The sequence below is a fragment of the Martelella sp. AD-3 genome (genome assembly GCF_001578105.1).
In the GTDB taxonomy this organism is placed as follows: domain Bacteria; phylum Pseudomonadota; class Alphaproteobacteria; order Rhizobiales; family Rhizobiaceae; genus Martelella.
The window spans coordinates 2,058,194-2,074,771 of sequence record NZ_CP014275.1 but is presented as its reverse complement, the minus strand read 5'-3'; the positions used below and the strand labels follow the sequence as shown (position 1 = coordinate 2,074,771).

Annotated in this window: 18 protein-coding genes; 11 read left to right on the top strand and 7 right to left on the bottom strand. The window is 62.1% G+C overall.

The genetic code is table 11. The features are described from left to right. Position 1 precedes the first annotated feature (1 nt). Complete coding sequence (locus AZF01_RS09665) at positions 2-322, bottom strand: DUF1476 domain-containing protein (RefSeq protein ID WP_024707873.1); 321 nt, start codon at positions 320-322, stop codon at positions 2-4. A gap of 51 nt (positions 323-373) precedes the next feature. On the opposite strand from AZF01_RS09665, the gene AZF01_RS23970 reads away from it, so the two are divergent. The 6 genes from AZF01_RS23970 to AZF01_RS09640 all read left to right on the top strand — a co-directional run bounded on the left by AZF01_RS23970 (position 374) and on the right by AZF01_RS09640 (position 3,722). Beyond that, complete coding sequence (locus tag AZF01_RS23970; RefSeq protein WP_152534512.1) at positions 374-607, top strand: hypothetical protein; 234 nt, start codon at positions 374-376, stop codon at positions 605-607. Beyond that, positions 604-1,353: a phosphoribosylaminoimidazolesuccinocarboxamide synthase gene (locus AZF01_RS09660; RefSeq protein WP_024707874.1), complete on the top strand. Its 750-nt coding sequence runs from the start codon at positions 604-606 to the stop codon at positions 1,351-1,353. The genes AZF01_RS23970 and AZF01_RS09660 overlap by 4 nt, the downstream gene beginning before the upstream one ends. Positions 1,354-1,372: 19 nt before the next feature. Beyond that, the gene (gene purS / locus AZF01_RS09655; RefSeq protein ID WP_024707875.1) at positions 1,373-1,621 is read left to right on the top strand and encodes a phosphoribosylformylglycinamidine synthase subunit PurS; all 249 of its coding nucleotides are present in this window, start codon (positions 1,373-1,375) and stop codon (positions 1,619-1,621) included. Between the two features lie 23 nt (positions 1,622-1,644). Next, positions 1,645-2,319: a phosphoribosylformylglycinamidine synthase subunit PurQ gene (purQ, locus tag AZF01_RS09650; protein ID WP_024707876.1), complete on the top strand. Its 675-nt coding sequence runs from the start codon at positions 1,645-1,647 to the stop codon at positions 2,317-2,319. A gap of 132 nt (positions 2,320-2,451) precedes the next feature. Continuing rightward, positions 2,452-3,045 (top strand): acyloxyacyl hydrolase, encoded by a 594-nt coding sequence (locus AZF01_RS09645; protein WP_081725764.1) that lies wholly within the window; start codon positions 2,452-2,454, stop codon positions 3,043-3,045. A gap of 281 nt (positions 3,046-3,326) precedes the next feature. Then, entirely contained in the window at positions 3,327-3,722 is a 396-nt protein-coding gene (locus tag AZF01_RS09640; protein ID WP_024707878.1) for a VOC family protein, read from the top strand. Here the strand turns inward: AZF01_RS09640 and AZF01_RS09635 are convergent. The 4 genes from AZF01_RS09635 to AZF01_RS09615 form a co-directional block, all read right to left on the bottom strand. Further along, positions 3,674-4,336, bottom strand: a complete 663-nt coding sequence (locus AZF01_RS09635) for a helix-turn-helix domain-containing protein (RefSeq protein ID WP_024707879.1) — start codon at positions 4,334-4,336, stop codon at positions 3,674-3,676. The two genes, AZF01_RS09640 and AZF01_RS09635, sit on opposite strands and share 49 nt — an antisense overlap. A gap of 165 nt (positions 4,337-4,501) precedes the next feature. Continuing rightward, a complete protein-coding gene (gene clpA, locus AZF01_RS09630) occupies positions 4,502-6,898 on the bottom strand; it encodes an ATP-dependent Clp protease ATP-binding subunit ClpA (RefSeq protein ID WP_024707880.1) in 2,397 nt (798 codons plus the stop codon). A gap of 10 nt (positions 6,899-6,908) precedes the next feature. Continuing rightward, a complete protein-coding gene (clpS, locus tag AZF01_RS09625) occupies positions 6,909-7,262 on the bottom strand; it encodes an ATP-dependent Clp protease adapter ClpS (RefSeq protein ID WP_024707881.1) in 354 nt (117 codons plus the stop codon). Positions 7,263-7,701: 439 nt separating this feature from the next. Further along, on the bottom strand, positions 7,702-8,763 hold the full coding sequence (locus AZF01_RS09615) for an extensin family protein (RefSeq protein WP_024707883.1): 1,062 nt from the start codon (positions 8,761-8,763) through the stop codon (positions 7,702-7,704). 344 nt (positions 8,764-9,107) lie between these two features. Between AZF01_RS09615 and AZF01_RS09610 the strand changes: the two genes are divergently transcribed. The 3 genes from AZF01_RS09610 (at position 9,108) to AZF01_RS09600 (ending at position 11,460) form a co-directional block, all read left to right on the top strand. Beyond that, a complete protein-coding gene (locus AZF01_RS09610) occupies positions 9,108-10,043 on the top strand; it encodes an IS110 family transposase (RefSeq protein ID WP_081725874.1) in 936 nt (311 codons plus the stop codon). Positions 10,044-10,234: 191 nt separating this feature from the next. Then, positions 10,235-10,606: an acyl-CoA thioesterase gene (locus tag AZF01_RS09605; protein ID WP_371260697.1), complete on the top strand. Its 372-nt coding sequence runs from the start codon at positions 10,235-10,237 to the stop codon at positions 10,604-10,606. Beyond that, positions 10,603-11,460, top strand: a complete 858-nt coding sequence (locus tag AZF01_RS09600; protein WP_024706386.1) for an RDD family protein — start codon at positions 10,603-10,605, stop codon at positions 11,458-11,460. Before AZF01_RS09605 ends, AZF01_RS09600 begins: the two co-directional genes overlap by 4 nt. Positions 11,461-11,513: 53 nt before the next feature. Here AZF01_RS09600 and AZF01_RS09595 read toward each other — a convergent pair whose 3' ends face one another. After that, positions 11,514-11,867 carry a DMT family protein gene (locus AZF01_RS09595; RefSeq protein ID WP_024706387.1) on the bottom strand — a complete coding sequence of 118 codons (354 nt, stop codon included), beginning with the start codon at positions 11,865-11,867 and terminating at the stop codon, positions 11,514-11,516. 169 nt (positions 11,868-12,036) lie between these two features. Here AZF01_RS09595 and uvrB point away from each other — a divergent pair, with 169 nt between their 5' ends. Together uvrB and AZF01_RS09585 are read left to right on the top strand one after the other, a co-directional pair. After that, positions 12,037-14,838 (top strand): excinuclease ABC subunit UvrB, encoded by a 2,802-nt coding sequence (gene uvrB, locus AZF01_RS09590; protein WP_024706388.1) that lies wholly within the window; start codon positions 12,037-12,039, stop codon positions 14,836-14,838. Positions 14,839-14,927: 89 nt separating this feature from the next. Further along, positions 14,928-15,596, top strand: coding sequence for a 2OG-Fe(II) oxygenase (locus AZF01_RS09585; RefSeq protein WP_024706389.1), 669 nt, complete (start codon positions 14,928-14,930; stop codon positions 15,594-15,596). Positions 15,597-15,609: 13 nt separating this feature from the next. On the opposite strand, the gene AZF01_RS09580 is transcribed toward AZF01_RS09585, so the two are convergent. Continuing rightward, positions 15,610-16,551 carry a mitochondrial fission ELM1 family protein gene (locus AZF01_RS09580; RefSeq protein WP_024706390.1) on the bottom strand — a complete coding sequence of 314 codons (942 nt, stop codon included), beginning with the start codon at positions 16,549-16,551 and terminating at the stop codon, positions 15,610-15,612. Positions 16,552-16,578: the final 27 nt, after the last annotated feature.

The window sequence follows — 16,578 nt, the reverse complement described above, 5'->3', positions numbered from 1 at the left end:
CTCAGATCTGCTCGCTCTGCCGGCTGGCAGCCTGCAGCAGGGCCTGCATCTTCGTCCGCACCGTCTCCTCGTCAATATTGACGCCCCCCTCGGCGAAGTCGCGCATCAGCTTCTTCAACACGTCGTCATGGCCGGCATGGGTGAAATCAGCCGCGATCACTTCGCTTGCGTAGATTTCGAGATCATCGCGCCCGAGAAGGTCCGCCGCCCAGGCGGCAAGCATCCGGTTGCGCCGCGCGATCACGCGAAAGCGCGCGGCTTCCTGCTGCACATAGGCTGCCTCGAAGGCACGCTCGCGATCGGTGAAGATCGATCCGGACATGTCCACCTCCCTCTTGCCGCACCGCGGCGGCCGTTTCCTCTGGACATGAGAATGGCTTCAAAACTGACATTTGAAAAGCAGTCAGATTTAACTATTTTAATAAGATCGTTTAAAATCCAAGATGAAATCCGCTCCGAGGATGCCGCTCCCCCAACCCTTGGAAGCAAATGCCTTGAAAAACGCTTGGTTTTGATTGAGAAAGCCGCACGACTTCGCTATTCCAGCGAGAGAGACAGAAATAACGCGTGGGCCAAAGCCACGCCAACGATACGAGACAAAAAATGAATCGTCGCCGCCGGGTTTTTGAAGGCAAGGGCAAGATACTCTATGAAGGCCCCGAGCCCGGAACGCTGATCCAGTTCTTCAAGGATGATGCCGAGCCGGGCATCACCGGTGAGGTCATAGACGGCAAGGGCGTGCTCAACAACCGCATCTCCGAATATGTCTTCAGCCATTTGAACGCGATCGGCATTCCCACCCATTTCATCCGCCGCCTCAACATGCGCGAGCAGCTCGTGCGCGAGGTGGAGATGATTCCGCTTATCCTGACCGTCCGCAATATCGCGGCCGGGTCGCTTTCGCGCCGGCTCGGCATCGAGGAGGGCACGCCCCTTCCCCGCTCCATCGTCGAGTTCTCGCTGAAATCGGACGAACTCGACAACCCGCTGGTGACAGAAGAGCACATTACCGCCTTCGGCTGGGCCGTGCCGCCGGAGCTCGACGACATGGTGGCGCTTGCGATCCGCATCAACGATTTTCTGTCTGGCCTGTTTCTCGGCGCCGGCATGCAGCTTGTCGATTTCAAGATCGAATGCGGCCGCCTGTTCGAGGGCGACATGATGCGCATCATCCTGGCGGACGAGATCTCTCCGGATTCCTGCCGTCTCATCGACCTGCAGACGCGCCGTCGGATGGACCTCGACGCGCGCGGCGAGGCTGCCGGCAATGCCCACTCCGAAATTGCCCGCCGGCTGGGCATCATGAACGAGAACGAACCCGCCCGCGCCGCCGGCCCGGTGCTTGTCAAATAGCAGATTGAGGATTGAACCAGTGATCAATGCACGCGTCATCGTTACCTTGAAGAACGGCGTTCTCGATCCGCAGGGAAAGGCGATCGAGGGTGCCCTGCACGGTCTTGGATTTGACGGCCTGTCCGCCGCGCGCCAGGGCAAGGTCTTCGACCTTGCGCTGGACACCGACGACCGCGCCAAGGCCGAGGCCGATGTCGCCGCCATGTGCGAGAAGCTTCTGGCCAATATGGTGATCGAGAACTACGCGATCGAGCTGACCCAGGCCTGAGCGAAAGCAAGAGAACGAACGCCATGAAAACCGCATTGATCCAGCTTCCCGGCCTCAACCGCGATCGCGACATGTTCGCCGCGATCCGCACCATATCCGGCCATGACCCGGTGACCGTCTGGCAGACCGAGACCGAACTGCCGGAAGCCGACCTGATCATCATTCCCGGCGGCTTTTCCTATGGCGACTATCTGCGCTGCGGGGCGATCGCAGCCCGCATGCCGGTCATGCGCGCGGTCGCGGAAAAGGCCCGCGCCGGCGTGCGCGTCATCGGCGTGTGCAACGGCTTCCAGATCCTGCTCGAGGCCGGCCTTTTGCCCGGCGCGCTGATGCGCAATGCCTCGCTCAAATTCGTCTGCCGCCAGGTCCGGCTCCAGGTTTCCAACAACCGCACCGCCTTCACCGCGGCCTACCAGGCCGGCGAAATCATCAACTGCCCGGTCGCCCACCACGACGGCAACTACTTTGCCGAGGCCGACGAACTCGCCCGCATCGAGGACAACAACCAGGTGGTGTTCCGCTATGCGGAGAACACCAATCCCAACGGTTCGATCAACGACATCGCGGGACTGGTCAATGAACAGGGCAATGTGCTGGGCATGATGCCGCATCCGGAAAACCTGATCGAACCGGCCCACGGCGGAACGGACGGCAGGCGGTTGTTCGAGTCCGCCCTCGACATGATCGCCACAGCCTGAGACTCTTCGCTTCCTGACCCGTCAATCAGTCGTAGTTAAGCTTGACGTTGAGAATGGAATCGTCAGTAATGCAGTCTGAAATCCGGTCCGTCTTCCAGGCGATCGGGGATTGCTTGCCGATTGGAAATACGCATGACTTTACTATCGTTTCTCAGGCCCGCCGGCCTGATGGCCTGTCTGGCCTTGGGCGCGGGATCTGCTTTCGCGGCGGATGCCGGGGCTCCCGCAGGCCCGTCCCCGGTTGTCGAAGACAGCATTTTCGACGAGGCCCGGTTTGAAGTCGCCGCCTCGCTCGGCTCAAATTCCGATTTCGAGAAGGGCGTCTTCCTCATTCCCAGCCTGTTCTTCGACCCGCTCCACAGCGAAGGCCGGGAAGGCTTCGACAAGTTCCTGCATCCTCGTTTCTTTCTGAGCGCCAGCATCTCGACGGCGGAGGAATCATCGCAGATCATGGCCGGCGCAAGCTGGAAGTTCCCGGTTGCCGGCCCAACCTTCATCGATATCGGTTTCGGCGGCGCCCTTTCCAATGGCAGCCTTGATGAATATGGCGGCCGCGGCCCGGGCATCGGCTCCCACCTGCTGTTTCACGAGTATATCGCCTTCGGCGTCGACCTCGACGACAGCTGGAGCATCACCGCCACCGTGCGCCATTCCTCCAACGCGGAACTCGCAAGCCCCAACAGCGGCCTGACCTATGGCGGCCTCGGCATCGCGAAAAACTTCTAGCGCATCGTGCTTTCCGAAAATCGGAATCGATTTTCGGAAAGCACGATGCGTAGATAAAATAGGTTAGAGCGTCCTTTGTGCGTCCGAATGGACGCACGGCGCTCTAGATCTGTTCCGCCTTTCACCCTGTTGGCGCCCGCCCACACCGGCGACAGAGCTGACCGGCGCGCGTGGTTCCCTATCTCCTCCTGACGCAAACGCGCTTGTGTCGTGATCTTTCAAGACAGAGGCAGCCGCCCGGCGCAGAATGGTCTTCGGAACCACCCAACCGGAGAACCATCATGATCCTGAGATACACGATCCTTTACGTCGACAACGTCGCCGAAACGCTGGACTTTTACGAGCGCGCCTTCGACATGAAGCGGAGCTTCCTGCATGAATCGGGAGACTATGGCGAGCTCGCCACCGGCGAGACGAAGCTCGCCTTTTCCTCCACCCGGCTGATGCGCGAACTTGGCAAGACGCCGGGCAAGCCCCGTCCCGAATCTCCGGTCTTCGAAATCGCTTTCGAGACCGATGACGTCCGATCCGGCTTCGATCGCGCGCTCGCCGCCGGCGCAAGACCCGTGCAGGAGGTGCGTCACGAACCCTGGGGCCAGACGACCTCCTATGTCTGCGATCCGAATGGCTATCTCGTTGAAATCTGCTCGCCGGTCCAGTTGCCGAGCGCCGGCTGACAGAGCAGTGCGAGCGTAGGCTGGCGCCGGCGCAACCCCGCCGGCGTCACGCCGAACCATCGCGTCAGGTCACGCGTCATATGCGCCTGGTCGCTGAAGCCACAGGCATCGGCGATTTCGGCAAGGGACATCTCCGACCGCAGCATTCCGACGGCACGCCTGGCACGGGCCAGCAGCCGCCAGAAATCGGGCGGAGGCAGGGCGCGGCCGAGAAAAGACCGTTGCAGCGTGCGCACTGATATGCCGAGGCGTTTGGACGCCGACAGGACAGTGGCGCCCGGCTCGCTCAACGCCATGATCACGTCGTCCAGGCTGTCGCGCCTCTGGCATTCGTCTCCGAGGATCGTCTCGACGCATTCGGGCGACGCGGCAATCGCCTCCAACGCCATGGGCGAGATCGTCGCGCCCGGACGAAGACGAAACCCTTCGATTTCGACGCCGGAATCAAGGGCGGCCCGGCGCGGCAGGAAATCAAGCTCGGTCACGAGAACCCGAACAGGCGCGCAAGGCGGGCGAAGGACCAGCAGATCACGGCAACCGTCGGGAAAGACGATGTGCGTTTCAGCTTTCGGCGCGCTGTGCCGCCAGCGCTGAAATCCGGGTGTCGTCGTCATGGGGGGATTTTATCATGATCGGCGCTCGCGCCAAATCGAAAGTCGGAGCCCGCATTCGCGATACCGATACGCGCGGCGCACGGCGCGACGTCTTTTCGACAAGGTCCTACGGAAAACGCCGGGCGAAGGGCCCGGCGTTTCCATAGCTCGTGATGTGCACGCCGCTCAGCTGTCGGCGGCGGACTTGCTGGACTTCGAGCCCTTCCTGCCGGCCTTGCCCTTCGGCCCGTCCGACTTCAGTTCGGACGGCTTGACCGGCGTTGAGTCCGGAATGGCATCGAGCGTCAGTTCTTGCCCGCCGTCCTCGTCCGTCTTCACGTCGACGCGGACAACGCCGCCCTTCTTGAGCTTGCCGAACAGGATCTCGTTGGCGAGCGGCTTCTTGATATGTTCCTGAATGACGCGCGAGAGCGGACGGGCGCCCATCTTCTCGTCATAGCCGCGCGAGGCCAGCCATTCGACCGCCCTGTCCTCCAGTTCGAAGGTGACGTTGCGTTCCGAAAGCTGCGATTCGAGCTGCATGACGAATTTTTGCACGACCTGATGGATGACCTCCGTCGGCAGCGGCGCAAACGGGATGATGGCATCCAGGCGGTTGCGGAATTCCGGCGTGAAGATGCGGTTCAGCGCCTCTTCGTCATCGCCGGTGCGCCGCGAAGACCCGAAGCCGATCGCCGACTTCGACATTTCGGCAGCCCCCGCATTGGTCGTCATGATCAGGATCACGTTGCGGAAGTCGATCTTCTTGCCGTTATGGTCGGTCAGCGAACCGTGGTCCATCACCTGCAGCAGGATATTGTAGATATCCGGATGCGCCTTCTCGATCTCGTCCAGGAGCACCACGCAATGGGGATGCTGGTCGACGCCATCGGTCAGAAGGCCGCCCTGGTCGAAGCCGACATAGCCGGGAGGAGCGCCCAGAAGGCGGGACACCGTGTGCCGCTCCATATATTCCGACATATCGAACCGCAGAAGCTCGACGCCGAGCGAGGAGGCAAGCTGCTTCGATACCTCGGTCTTGCCGACGCCCGTGGGGCCGGAGAAGATATAGGAGCCGATCGGCTTGTTGGGCTCGCGAAGTCCCGCGCGGGCAAGCTTGATCGAGGTTGCAAGCGCGTCGATCGCCTTGTCCTGGCCATAGACCACCGAGCGCAGTTCCTGCTCGAGATTGGCAAGCACCTGCTCGTCGTCCTTGGACACCGACTTCGGCGGGATGCGGGCCATGGTGGCAACGGTTGCCTCGATCTCCTTTTCGGTGATCATCTTGCGCCGGCGCGAGACGGGAAGCAGCATCTGCGCCGCGCCGCTCTCGTCGATCACGTCAATGGCCTTGTCCGGCAGCTTGCGATCCGAGATGTAGCGCGCCGACAGTTCCACCGCCGCCTTGATGGCATCGTTGGTATAGCGCAGATTGTGGTATTCCTCGAAATAGGGCTTCAGCCCCTTCATGATCGCGATGGCATCGTCCACGGACGGTTCGTTGACATCGATCTTCTGGAACCGGCGCACCAGCGCGCGATCCTTTTCGAAGAACTGGCGGTACTCCTTGTAGGTGGTCGAGCCGATGCAGCGGATCGCGCCCGAAGAGAGCGCCGGTTTCAGCAGGTTCGATGCATCCATCGCGCCGCCGGATGTTGCGCCGGCGCCGATCACGGTATGGATCTCGTCGATGAAGAGCACGGCGCCCTCATATTCCTCGAGTTCCTTGACCACCTGCTTCAGCCGCTCCTCGAAGTCGCCGCGATAGCGGGTGCCGGCGAGCAGCGTGCCCATGTCGAGGGAGAAAATCGTGGCATCGATCAGCGCCTCGGGCACCTTGCCCTCGACGATGCGCTTGGCCAGCCCCTCGGCGATCGCCGTCTTGCCGACGCCGGGGTCGCCGACATAGAGCGGGTTGTTCTTCGAGCGGCGGCACAGAACCTGGATGGTCCTGTTGACCTCGGCATCGCGTCCGATCAGCGGGTCGATCTTGCCGCCCATCGCCTTTTCGTTGAGATTGACGCAGTAGGCCTTCAGCGCGTCGGGCTGCTTGCGCCCGTTTTCCTCGGCCTGCTGCGCCGCGCCGTCGGTATCCTCGTTTTCGGAACTGGCGCCGCGCGGGGTACGGATTTCCGACGAGCCCGGCCGCTTGCCGATCCCGTGCGAGATATAGTTGACAGCATCATAGCGGGTCATTTCCTGCTGCTGCAGGAAATAGGCCGCATGGCTTTCGCGTTCGGCAAAGATGGCGACAAGCACATTGGCGCCCGTCACCTCTTCGCGACCGGAGGACTGGACGTGGATCACCGCGCGCTGGATGACGCGCTGAAAGCCGGAGGTCGGCTTGGAATCCTCGTCGTAACCGGTCACCAGATTTGCAAGCTCGGTGTCGACATATTCGGTGACCGTCTTGCGCAGGGCGTCGAGGTCGACATTGCAGGCACCCATGACGGCGGCGGCATCTCCATCATCGATCAGCGCCAGGAGCAGGTGCTCCAGCGTCGCGTATTCATGGTGCCGGTCATTTGCATAGGTTAGAGCCTGATGCAGCGCCTTTTCGAGACTGGGAGAGAATGTTGGCACGATCAGATCCTCACTTCTTTTCCATGACACATTGCAATGGGTGTTGGTGCTGACGCGCAAAATCCATGACCTGGCTGACCTTGGTCTCCGCCACCTCATAGGTAAAGACCCCGCATTCGCCGACGCCGTTATTGTGGACGTTCAGCATGATGCGGGTCGCCGCCTCGCGATCCTTCTGGAAGAAACGCTCCAGAATATGGATTACAAACTCCATTGGTGTGTAGTCATCATTCAACAGGAGAACCCGGTAGAGGCTGGGTTTCTTCGTCTTGGGCTTGGTGCGCGCGATCACCGCCGTTCCGCGGTTCGGATTGCCCCCGTTCTTGGAAGGGTCGTTCTGCATCCGGATCGACATCGCGATCATTCCTATTAACTCCGTCCGTCCTTCAAATTCTGGGCCGCGTACACCGGTCTTCGTTGACGTTCATATCTGTATGTACCGCAACCGTTTCAAGCTCCCTGAGACTGATCCGATCTTAATGCCGATCTTCAGGCCTTGTCATTAAGAAAAAATTCCGCGCCGCCGCGCGCTCCGGTCTGCATTCTCCGACGGCCCTGCTCGCAAGCAATCCCAAGCAAGACGAAGAACAACCTAAGGGCGAGAAATCGAACATTCTCGAACATCACGCCTTGTGCGCAGGGCACGCTGCCGCCTGTCGACACGACACGTAACGTAACGTTACGCATTCTTGCGCGAAACGTTACGTCTCTGGAGCTTGCGATGAAACGCAGGGTGATTGCGGGGGAAGACGCGCCTGCCCGGCCTTCGGACCGTTACCGGCCCGCCTGCGGCAGCGAGGCGATCAGTTGCAGTAGGTCCTGCCGGACGAGCGCTGCTTCAAATCAAAGTGAAAGTGGTCATCGTGCTTGGGATAGCCTGGTCCGAGCACCGTGCTGAAATACGCGCAGCCGCTGGCGCGGACGGATTTCAAAAGCCCCTTCTCCCGGAAGGCGAAGAACCCCTTGGGAGAAACGTCGATCGCCTTGCCGGTATTGAGCGTGAAGCCGCCGACATCGATGGCATTGCCCTTCGAATGCTCGGACATGGTGCGCGAATTGGTGCCGTTGTTCACACGGCGACAGGAATAGCCGCCCATTGTTTCGATCGATTTCAGGCCGGTGAGATAACGCACGCGCACCGCAGGCGCCACGTCGTTCTGGACCCACTGGGCAAAGGCGAGCGCGGTCTCGCAATTAACGGTGACATCCGGCGAGATCGCGATATTGCCCGGCAGTTTCTGCAGCTTGACCGGATAGGCAATGCCGCACTGGCTTCCGGCCGCGATCGCCTCGACTTCGGAGAAGGTGACGCCCATGGCGTTGAGCTCGCTGCGGCATTGCCGTTCAGCCAGCGGCATCAGGCCCGGTATGCGGTTCTGTTTCGGCTCGGCCGCGCCCCCCTGCCCTGCGTCAGGTCCCACGCCGGGTTCGACGTGCGGCAGAAGCGAAGCCGTGTTGATCGGGTCGATGCCCGGCCCCCCGGCCGCCGCCGTCTGCGCTTCGGCGGTTTTCGCCTCCGCGTCCGCAATCGCGGCGACATCGGCCTTGTCCTGGCTTTCGTTGAAACCGAGATAGCTGTCGATCGGCAGGCCGGCGGAGGTCTCCGTCTCGGCGATCAACTGCTCGATGCTCTCAGGCGGCGGATCTGCCTGCGCAAGCGCGGCGGCGGAAGGCTGCTGCGCAGTCGCGGAAGCCACGGCGGAAGGCTGCGCCCTGGCCGCCTCGCTGCGGGTCACCACCTGGGTATCCTTGGGGCTGGTATCGACCGAAAACGACGTCATCAATCCGCCGATCGAGCAACCGGCAAGGACCAGGGAGACAGCCGTCAGGGAAGCCGCGTTTCGCAGATGAGAAAAAGACGCCATACCGTTCATCGTGCCCAGGGTTGAAACCTGGGAGCGAGTAAAACAGACATATGTAAACAAAAGCTTTGCCGCGCCGCGCTTCTCATTAGAGCGTCCTTTGTGCGTCCATTCGGACGCAGGGCGCTTGTCTTATGATTTTTCCCGGCTTTTCTGCGAAGAAGAGCCACTGACAGCCGCCTTCCACGCGGCGGTCAGTGGCGGTGGTCGGATCGGTAGGGGGTTGGTCATGAACCGCAAGGAACATGGACCGTGTTAGAGTGTGATCGGCCACCGTCTTCGCTCAAGGCCTGAACGGATACGCAGCAGCTTTTGGGCTCTGCATGACAAGCATAGGACACGCGAAGATGATGAATGATAGCATCGGTATCGATATTTCAAAAGGCCGTCTCGACGCCTTTCGCCTGAGTGACAGGGCGCATCGGGCTTTCGCCAACACACAGGCAGGCTTTGACGACCTGCGGCGATGGCTTGGCGATAGCCCGATCAGCCGGATTGTCTATGAGGCTACCGGTCCTTATCACGGCGCCTTTGAATGCGCGCTCGCTTCTGATCTTCCGCTCGTCAAGGTCAACCCGCTGCAGGCGCGACGGTTTGCCCAGGCACGCGGCAGCCGCGCCAAGACCGATCGCGTCGATGCGCGCATGCTGGCGCTGATGGGGGATGCATTTGACCTTCAGCCAGACCCGCCAGTGGAGGAAACCGATCATGAACTCAAGGAGTTGCAGATCGAGCGCACCGCTCTCGTCAGGGACCGCACACGGCTGCTCAACCGCATCAAGACGCAAACGCTTTCCCTGACGAAGCGGCACTCAAAGGCGCGCATCGCCCAGATCGAGCGCCAGCTCGCGGCAATCCAGGACGAGATCGAAACGCGCCTGCGCGCGGATGACGGCAAGGCGAGAAAGCGCGACATCCTCACCTCCATCCCCGGCATCGGTCCGGTGACGGCGTCAACGATCCTGATCGAATGCCCCGAGATCGGCATGCTTGGCCGAAAGCAGATCGCCAGCCTTGCGGGTTTGGCGCCCATGACCCGACAATCGGGCCAATGGCGCGGCAAGGCCTTCATTCAGGGTGGACGAAAGTTCCTGCGCGACGCCCTCTATATGCCCGCCCTCGTCGCCATGCGCTTCAACACGCAGATGAGGGCAAAATACGAGGCGCTGAAAGGCGCCGGAAAACCCGCCAAAGTCGCCCTGACAGCAATCATGCGAAAGCTTATCGAACTGGCAAACGCACTCATCCGCGACGACAGAAAATGGGCGCAAATGAGGGCTTGAGCAAAACGGATACTCTAACCTATTGAATCGACGCATCGTGCTTTCCGAAAATCAGACCCGATTTTCGGGCCGATGCGCTGGCCGGCTCTTGCGCAGGCCCGGCCGGAGGGTAGATTGCGGCATGCGCCGTCAGAGGAGAAGAATCAGTGGACGAAAGACCCAAGGGCGAACTGACGCTCAGAACCGTGGCGATGCCGGCGAATGCCAATCCGGCCGGAGACATTTTCGGCGGCTGGGTGATGTCGCAGATGGATCTCGGCGCCTTCGTTGCCGCCTCGGAACATGCCGGCATGCGCACGGTCACCGTCGCGGTCAACTCGATCACCTTCGAAAAGCCGGTCAAGATCGGCGATACGCTCTGCGTCTATACTCAGTTCAAGAAGATCGGCCGCACCTCGATAACGGTCAATGTCGAGGCCTGGGTTCATCGGCATGACCGGCCGCGACGCGAGAAGGTGACGGCCGCCGAGTTCGTGATGGTGGCGATGGACGACAGCGGCAGGCCCGCTCCCGTGCCGAAAGCGAAGCAGCCATCCATCAGCGAAGCGGACAGTGAAGCATGACCGACCAGGACGCAGCTCCCCAACGCCCGCCGCGCCTGTTCCTGCGCCGGCTGGCGGCGCTGCTCGTCGATTTTCTCATCTTCGGCGTTCTCGCGACCTTCGCGGTCGGCGCGCTGGCATTGGCGAGTCCAGGGCTGAGGGACGGCGTCGCCAGTTCCTTCTTCCACACCCGCATCTGCCAGCCGGCGGACAGAAGCCTTCCGGTCTTTGCCGAGATCGAACGGAGCTGGCCGCTTGAGGAAGGCGCCGATACGGAGATGAGCGCGCAGTCCTGCACGGTCGACAGTTTCTTCCTGCCGCAAAAGCGCCTGGCCATGGTCACCGAAACCCGCACCGGCGAGAACGGCGGAACCTTCACCCGTTCGGTTGCCGTCCAGCTTGACGGGAATGGCGATCCCGTCTTTCCCTCGCCGCTGATCGAGCGCGCCGTCTCCACGCTTCAACTCCTCGCCTTCCCGCTGGCGCTCGCGCTGTCGACGATCTTCCTCGGCTGGACGCCCGGCAAGCGGCTGATGGCGCTCCGCGTCACCACGGACGCGCTGGCCAGGGACCCGCCGCCGCTCTCGCCGGGCAAGGCCGTCACGCGGGAATATCTCAAATTCTGGCCTCTGATCGCCAACAACCTTTTCCAGTTTGCCATTGCCGCCAACGCGCCGAAGCCCGCCTCCGTTTCCGAGGCCGTCGCCCTGCTCGAGACCGTGGGAACCGACCAGCGCGCCATTGCCGACATCCTCGTGCTCAACGCCGCCACGCTTCTGGTACTGTTCGTCTGGTGGGTCTGGCCGTTTGCCCTCTGGCGCGGCCGCATGCTCTATGACGGCTTCATCCGTGCCTATGTCGTGCTCAGGAACTGAAGCGTCCGGGCCAGCACAATCGGCCCGCCCGGACGCTGCGGCATCGAAGACGATCAGGCCCGGAATATGAAGGCCGCGCCGGCAGCGATCAGAGCAAAACCGATCAGATGGTTGAAGGTCAGGGATTCCTTGAGCCAGAACACGGAAAAACCGGTAAACACGGTGAGCGTGATCACTTCCTGAATCGTCTTGAGCTGGGCCGTGGAATAAACAGCCGCGCCGATGCGGTTGGCGGGAACGGCAAGGCAGTATTCGAAAAAGGCAATGCCCCAGCTGACAATGACGACGACCAATAACGGCGCCCCTCGAAACTTCAGGTGGCCATACCACGCGAAGGTCATGAAAACATTGGAGCATACGAGCATGACCACCGGCCAGAAAGCCGCCGGGGAAAAAGAAAAAGGCATTTCGCGTCTCCCGTGAGATCGACCGACCCAAACGCTTGTCTTGTACGTCAGATTCGGGCGGACGCATCCTGAAAAATCGCTTCGCGCGAGCGAAAGTCAGTTCTGTTTTTGTTCTGAATTGGGCCATCCCTCTCTTTTCTTTTTGCAGGACTCTCTCCATATTCATCTCATGGCTAACAGACCTAGCAAACAAAACAGGAACTCCGGCTTCGAGGAAGCGCCGCAGACGTCCTTCGAGGGCAAAGCCGGCGAAGGTTCGATGGCGGACTGGCTCGCCGGACTCGAGGCTGAAGCCGAGTCCCAGGCCGTCGAATCACAGCGATCGCTCGCCTCCAAGGCGGGCAAGCACCGCAAGAAAGCCTCCGAGCGCAAGGAAAGCGCGGGAGAACAGAGCAAAGCCGGCGACGCGACCGCCGGGCGAACATCGCGCGGCGTCTCGATCGGCGCGTCATCCGACCCGAAGACGCGCGCGGCCGCCGGCCTCAATCCGGTCTCCGGCGTCGACGTCTCGCTGGAAGACGCGAAGAATCTCGCGCCTGGCGCGGTTACCGCGACGGTCGATGCGCTCTCCAAATTGATCGAGAGCGGCAATCCGCTGTTCAAGGACGGCAAGATCTGGACCCCGCACCGCCCGGAGCGTCCGGAAAAATCCGAGGGCGGCATCCCGATCCGCATGGAGACCGAATACAAGCCCTCCGGCGACCAGCCGACGGCGATCCGCGACCTCGTCGGCGGTCTGAACGACGGCGAGCGCAGCCAGGTCCTTCTCGGCGTCACCGGCTCGGGCAAGACCTTCACCATGGCCAAGGTGATCGAGGAGACGCAGCGCCCGGCCGTCATCCTGGCGCCGAACAAGACGCTCGCCGCCCAGCTCTATTCCGAGTTCAAGAACTTCTTCCCCGACAACGCGGTCGAGTATTTCGTCTCCTATTACGATTACTACCAACCGGAAGCCTACGTCCCGCGCTCCGACACCTATATCGAGAAGGAATCGTCGATCAACGAGCAGATCGACCGCATGCGCCATGCGGCGACCCGCGCCATTCTCGAGCGTGACGACTGCATCATCATCGCCTCGGTCTCCTGCATCTACGGTATCGGTTCGGTCGAGACCTACACCGCGATGACCTTCCAGATGTCGGTCGGCGACGCGCTGGACCAGCGGCAACTGCTCGCCGACCTGGTGGCCCAGCAATACAAGCGCCGCGACATGGATTTCCAGCGCGGCTCCTTCCGCGTGCGCGGCGATACGATCGAGATATTCCCCGCCCACCTTGAGGATGCCGCCTGGCGCATTTCCATGTTCGGCGACGAGATCGACCAGATCACCGAGTTCGATCCTCTGACGGGGCAGAAGACAGGCGACCTGCAATCGGTCAAGATCTACGCCAACTCGCACTACGTCACGCCGCGCCCGACGCTGAATGCGGCCATCAAGGCGATCAAGGAAGAGTTGAAGGGACGTCTGCAGGAGCTTGAAAAGGCAGGACGACTTCTGGAAGCGCAGCGTCTTGAACAGCGCACCCGCTTCGACATCGAGATGATGGAGGCGACAGGCTCCTGTCCCGGGATCGAGAACTATTCGCGCTATCTGACCGGACGCAGGCCGGGCGAGCCGCCGCCGACCCTCTTCGAATACATCCCGGACAATGCTCTGATCTTCATCGACGAGAGCCACGTCACCATTCCGCAGATCGGCGGCATGTATCGGGGCGACTTCCGGCGCAAGGCGACGCTCGCCGAATATGGCTTCCGCCTACCCTCCTGCATGGACAACCGGCCGCTGCGGTTTGAGGAGTGGGACGCGATGCGGCCCGATACGATCGCCGTTTCGGCCACGCCCGGCGGCTGGGAGATGGAACAGTCCGGAGGCGTTTTCGCCGAGCAGGTGATCCGCCCGACCGGGTTGATCGACCCGCCGGTCGAGGTGCGCCCGGCCAAGACCCAGGTCGACGACGTGCTGAGCGAGATTCGCGACGTCTCGGCCAGGGGTTACCGCACGCTGGTCACGGTCCTGACCAAGCGCATGGCCGAGGACCTCACCGAATACCTGCATGAACAGGGTATTCGCGTGCGCTACATGCATTCCGACATCGATACGCTGGAGCGAATCGAGATCATTCGCGACCTCCGGCTCGGCGCTTTCGACGTGCTGGTCGGCATCAACCTTCTGCGTGAGGGTCTCGACATTCCCGAATGCGGCTTCGTCGCCATCCTCGATGCCGACAAGGAGGGTTTCCTGCGTTCGGAGACCTCGCTGATCCAGACCATCGGCCGCGCGGCGCGCAATGTCGACGGCAGGGTGATCCTCTATGCCGATCAGGTGACCGGTTCTATGCAGCGCGCCATGGAGGAGACCAGCCGCCGCCGCGAGAAGCAGCTCGTCTACAATGAAGAGCACGGCATCACGCCGGAATCGGTCAAGGCGCGGATCTCCGACATTCTCGATTCGGTCTACGAGAAGGACCATGTCCGCGCCGATATCGGCGCCAAGGGCGGCAAGGGCTTTGCCAAGGACGGACATCTTGTCGGCAACAATCTGCAGGCCCATCTGGAAGCGCTGGAAAAGCAGATGCGCGACGCCGCCGCCGACCTCGATTTCGAAACCGCCGCACGGCTGCGCGACGAGATCAAGCGGCTGAAGGCCGCCGAACTCGAGGGCATGGACGACAAGCTGGAAAAGGCCGAATCGCGCCAGGCCGAGGCAGCGCCGACATCGTCGGGCGACGACAGCGGCTCTTATTTCGCCCGCCCCTCGCTCGACGACATGGGTCCGGGTACCGACACGGCGCGGCCGCTTTTCCGCAAGAACACGCTGGACGAGATGACGGTGGGGCGCACCGAAAAGCCGCGCGGCGGCGATGACAAGCCGGTCAAGCGCGGCAAGATCGGCGCCGGCTCCTATGAGGATCCCGCCGAGCAGAAACAGCGCGGCCGGCGCAGGAGCAAGACCGGCAAACCCGGCAAATAGCCGGTCCGGCGCTTCATCGCCCCGACAGTTGTGCGGCATCGGCGATGCATGTAGGGTTGCGCCAGTTCAAACGCAGAATGGTTTCCAATATGACTGAAGCGAAATACGGCAATGTCGGCGAACACGTGAAAACGGCGTTTGCGAATGCCGAGGCAAACCCGACCCCCTATCGGCACTGGCTGGTCAAGGACCTGTTTCCCGGCGCCCTGCTTGCCGACCTTCAGGCGCTTGATTTTCCGCGGCCGGATCTCGGCGGCGTTTCCGGCACGCGCGAGGTCCACAACAAGAGCCGGCACTATTTCGACCAGGAGAACAAGGCGAAGTATGACAGCTGCGCCGCCGTCGCCGCCGCGTTCCAGTCGCCGGATGTGTCCGGCTTCATCGCAAAGACCTTCGGCACCCGTCTCGACGGATCAAGCCTCCGGATCGAATATGCCCAGGACACGGACGGTTTCTGGCTGGAGCCGCATACCGATATCGGCGTCAAGCTCTTCACGCTGCTGGTCTATCTTTCCGACGAAGCCGGCCACGAAAAGCTCGGGACCGACATCTACGCCTCGAAGGAAGAGCATGTCGGTCGCTCGCCCTTCGGCCCGAATCTGGCGATGATCTTCGTGCCTGCCGACAACACCTGGCACGGCTTCGAGAAACGGCCGATCGCGGGCGTGCGCAAATCGCTGATCATCAATTACGTCAAGCCGGAATGGCGCGCGCGCGAACAGCTCGCCTTCCCCGAAGATCCGATCCGTACGGCCTGACGCTGCCTGCCGATCAGCCCTTGCGGCCGTGCGCCGCAAGGCCGCGCCGGATCGCCGCGGCGATCTCCTCGGTCGCATCCACCCGGTCATAACCGTAGGGGCGCAGCGGGCCATCGAAGGGCCGCGTCTGCCCGGCCTCCTCAAGGCGCCTGAGAAAACCCGCAAGCTTCGGATTGAGGGCATAGGGTACGAGCGGAAACACCGGCCTGCCGGTGGAAAGCGCCTCGCTCACCATGTTGTGGGAATCCCCCGTTACCGCCAGCATGTCGCAATAGCCGAGCAGCGCCCGGTAGGGATTGGCCTCGTCCGGCGACCAGATCCAGTGCGGAAAACCGGCAAGGCGCGCTCGGAGCGCCGTCATCACCGCCTCCGGCGTACGGCGCGACTGGGTGACGATAATGCTGCCGACTTCCGATTTCGCGTGATCGATCTGCGCCATGAAACGCCTCAGCGCGGCGGCCTCGTCACGCGTGCCGGAGACCGGATTGCCGATCAGCAGGCCGAGACGGGGAGACGGCAGCCGTTCCCAGGCCTCTGGCCGCTCTTTCGCCGCTTCGGCAATCGCCGCCTCGCTCAGCGGATGCGGGCCGGTGTCCGTCACCAGCACATTGTCGGCGCGAAAGCGGTCGTGGCGCGGCATCCAGATCAGGTCCGCCGCCGATGCGCCGATGCGCGGATCCTTGAGGAAGACGGTGAAGGTCTTGCCGCCGGAGGCCTTCTTCACCGCCTTCAGATACGGCACCATCCGCCTGCCGCTGGCGATCGCGACATCGGGAAAGGGCGGCGAAATCGGGCTGTCGGGCCGGCCGGGCCGGTGCCTCGGCGGAACCGGGCCATGCGGCATCCACCATTCCCAGGGCTTGCCGGGCAGGATCACCTTCTCCTCGGCTTCCGCGCCGAGGCGCGGGACAACGCCCAGGCACTGCACCCGGTCACCGATCTTCCCGTCCGTCAAAACCCAAATCTTCAAAGCTCGCCCCCT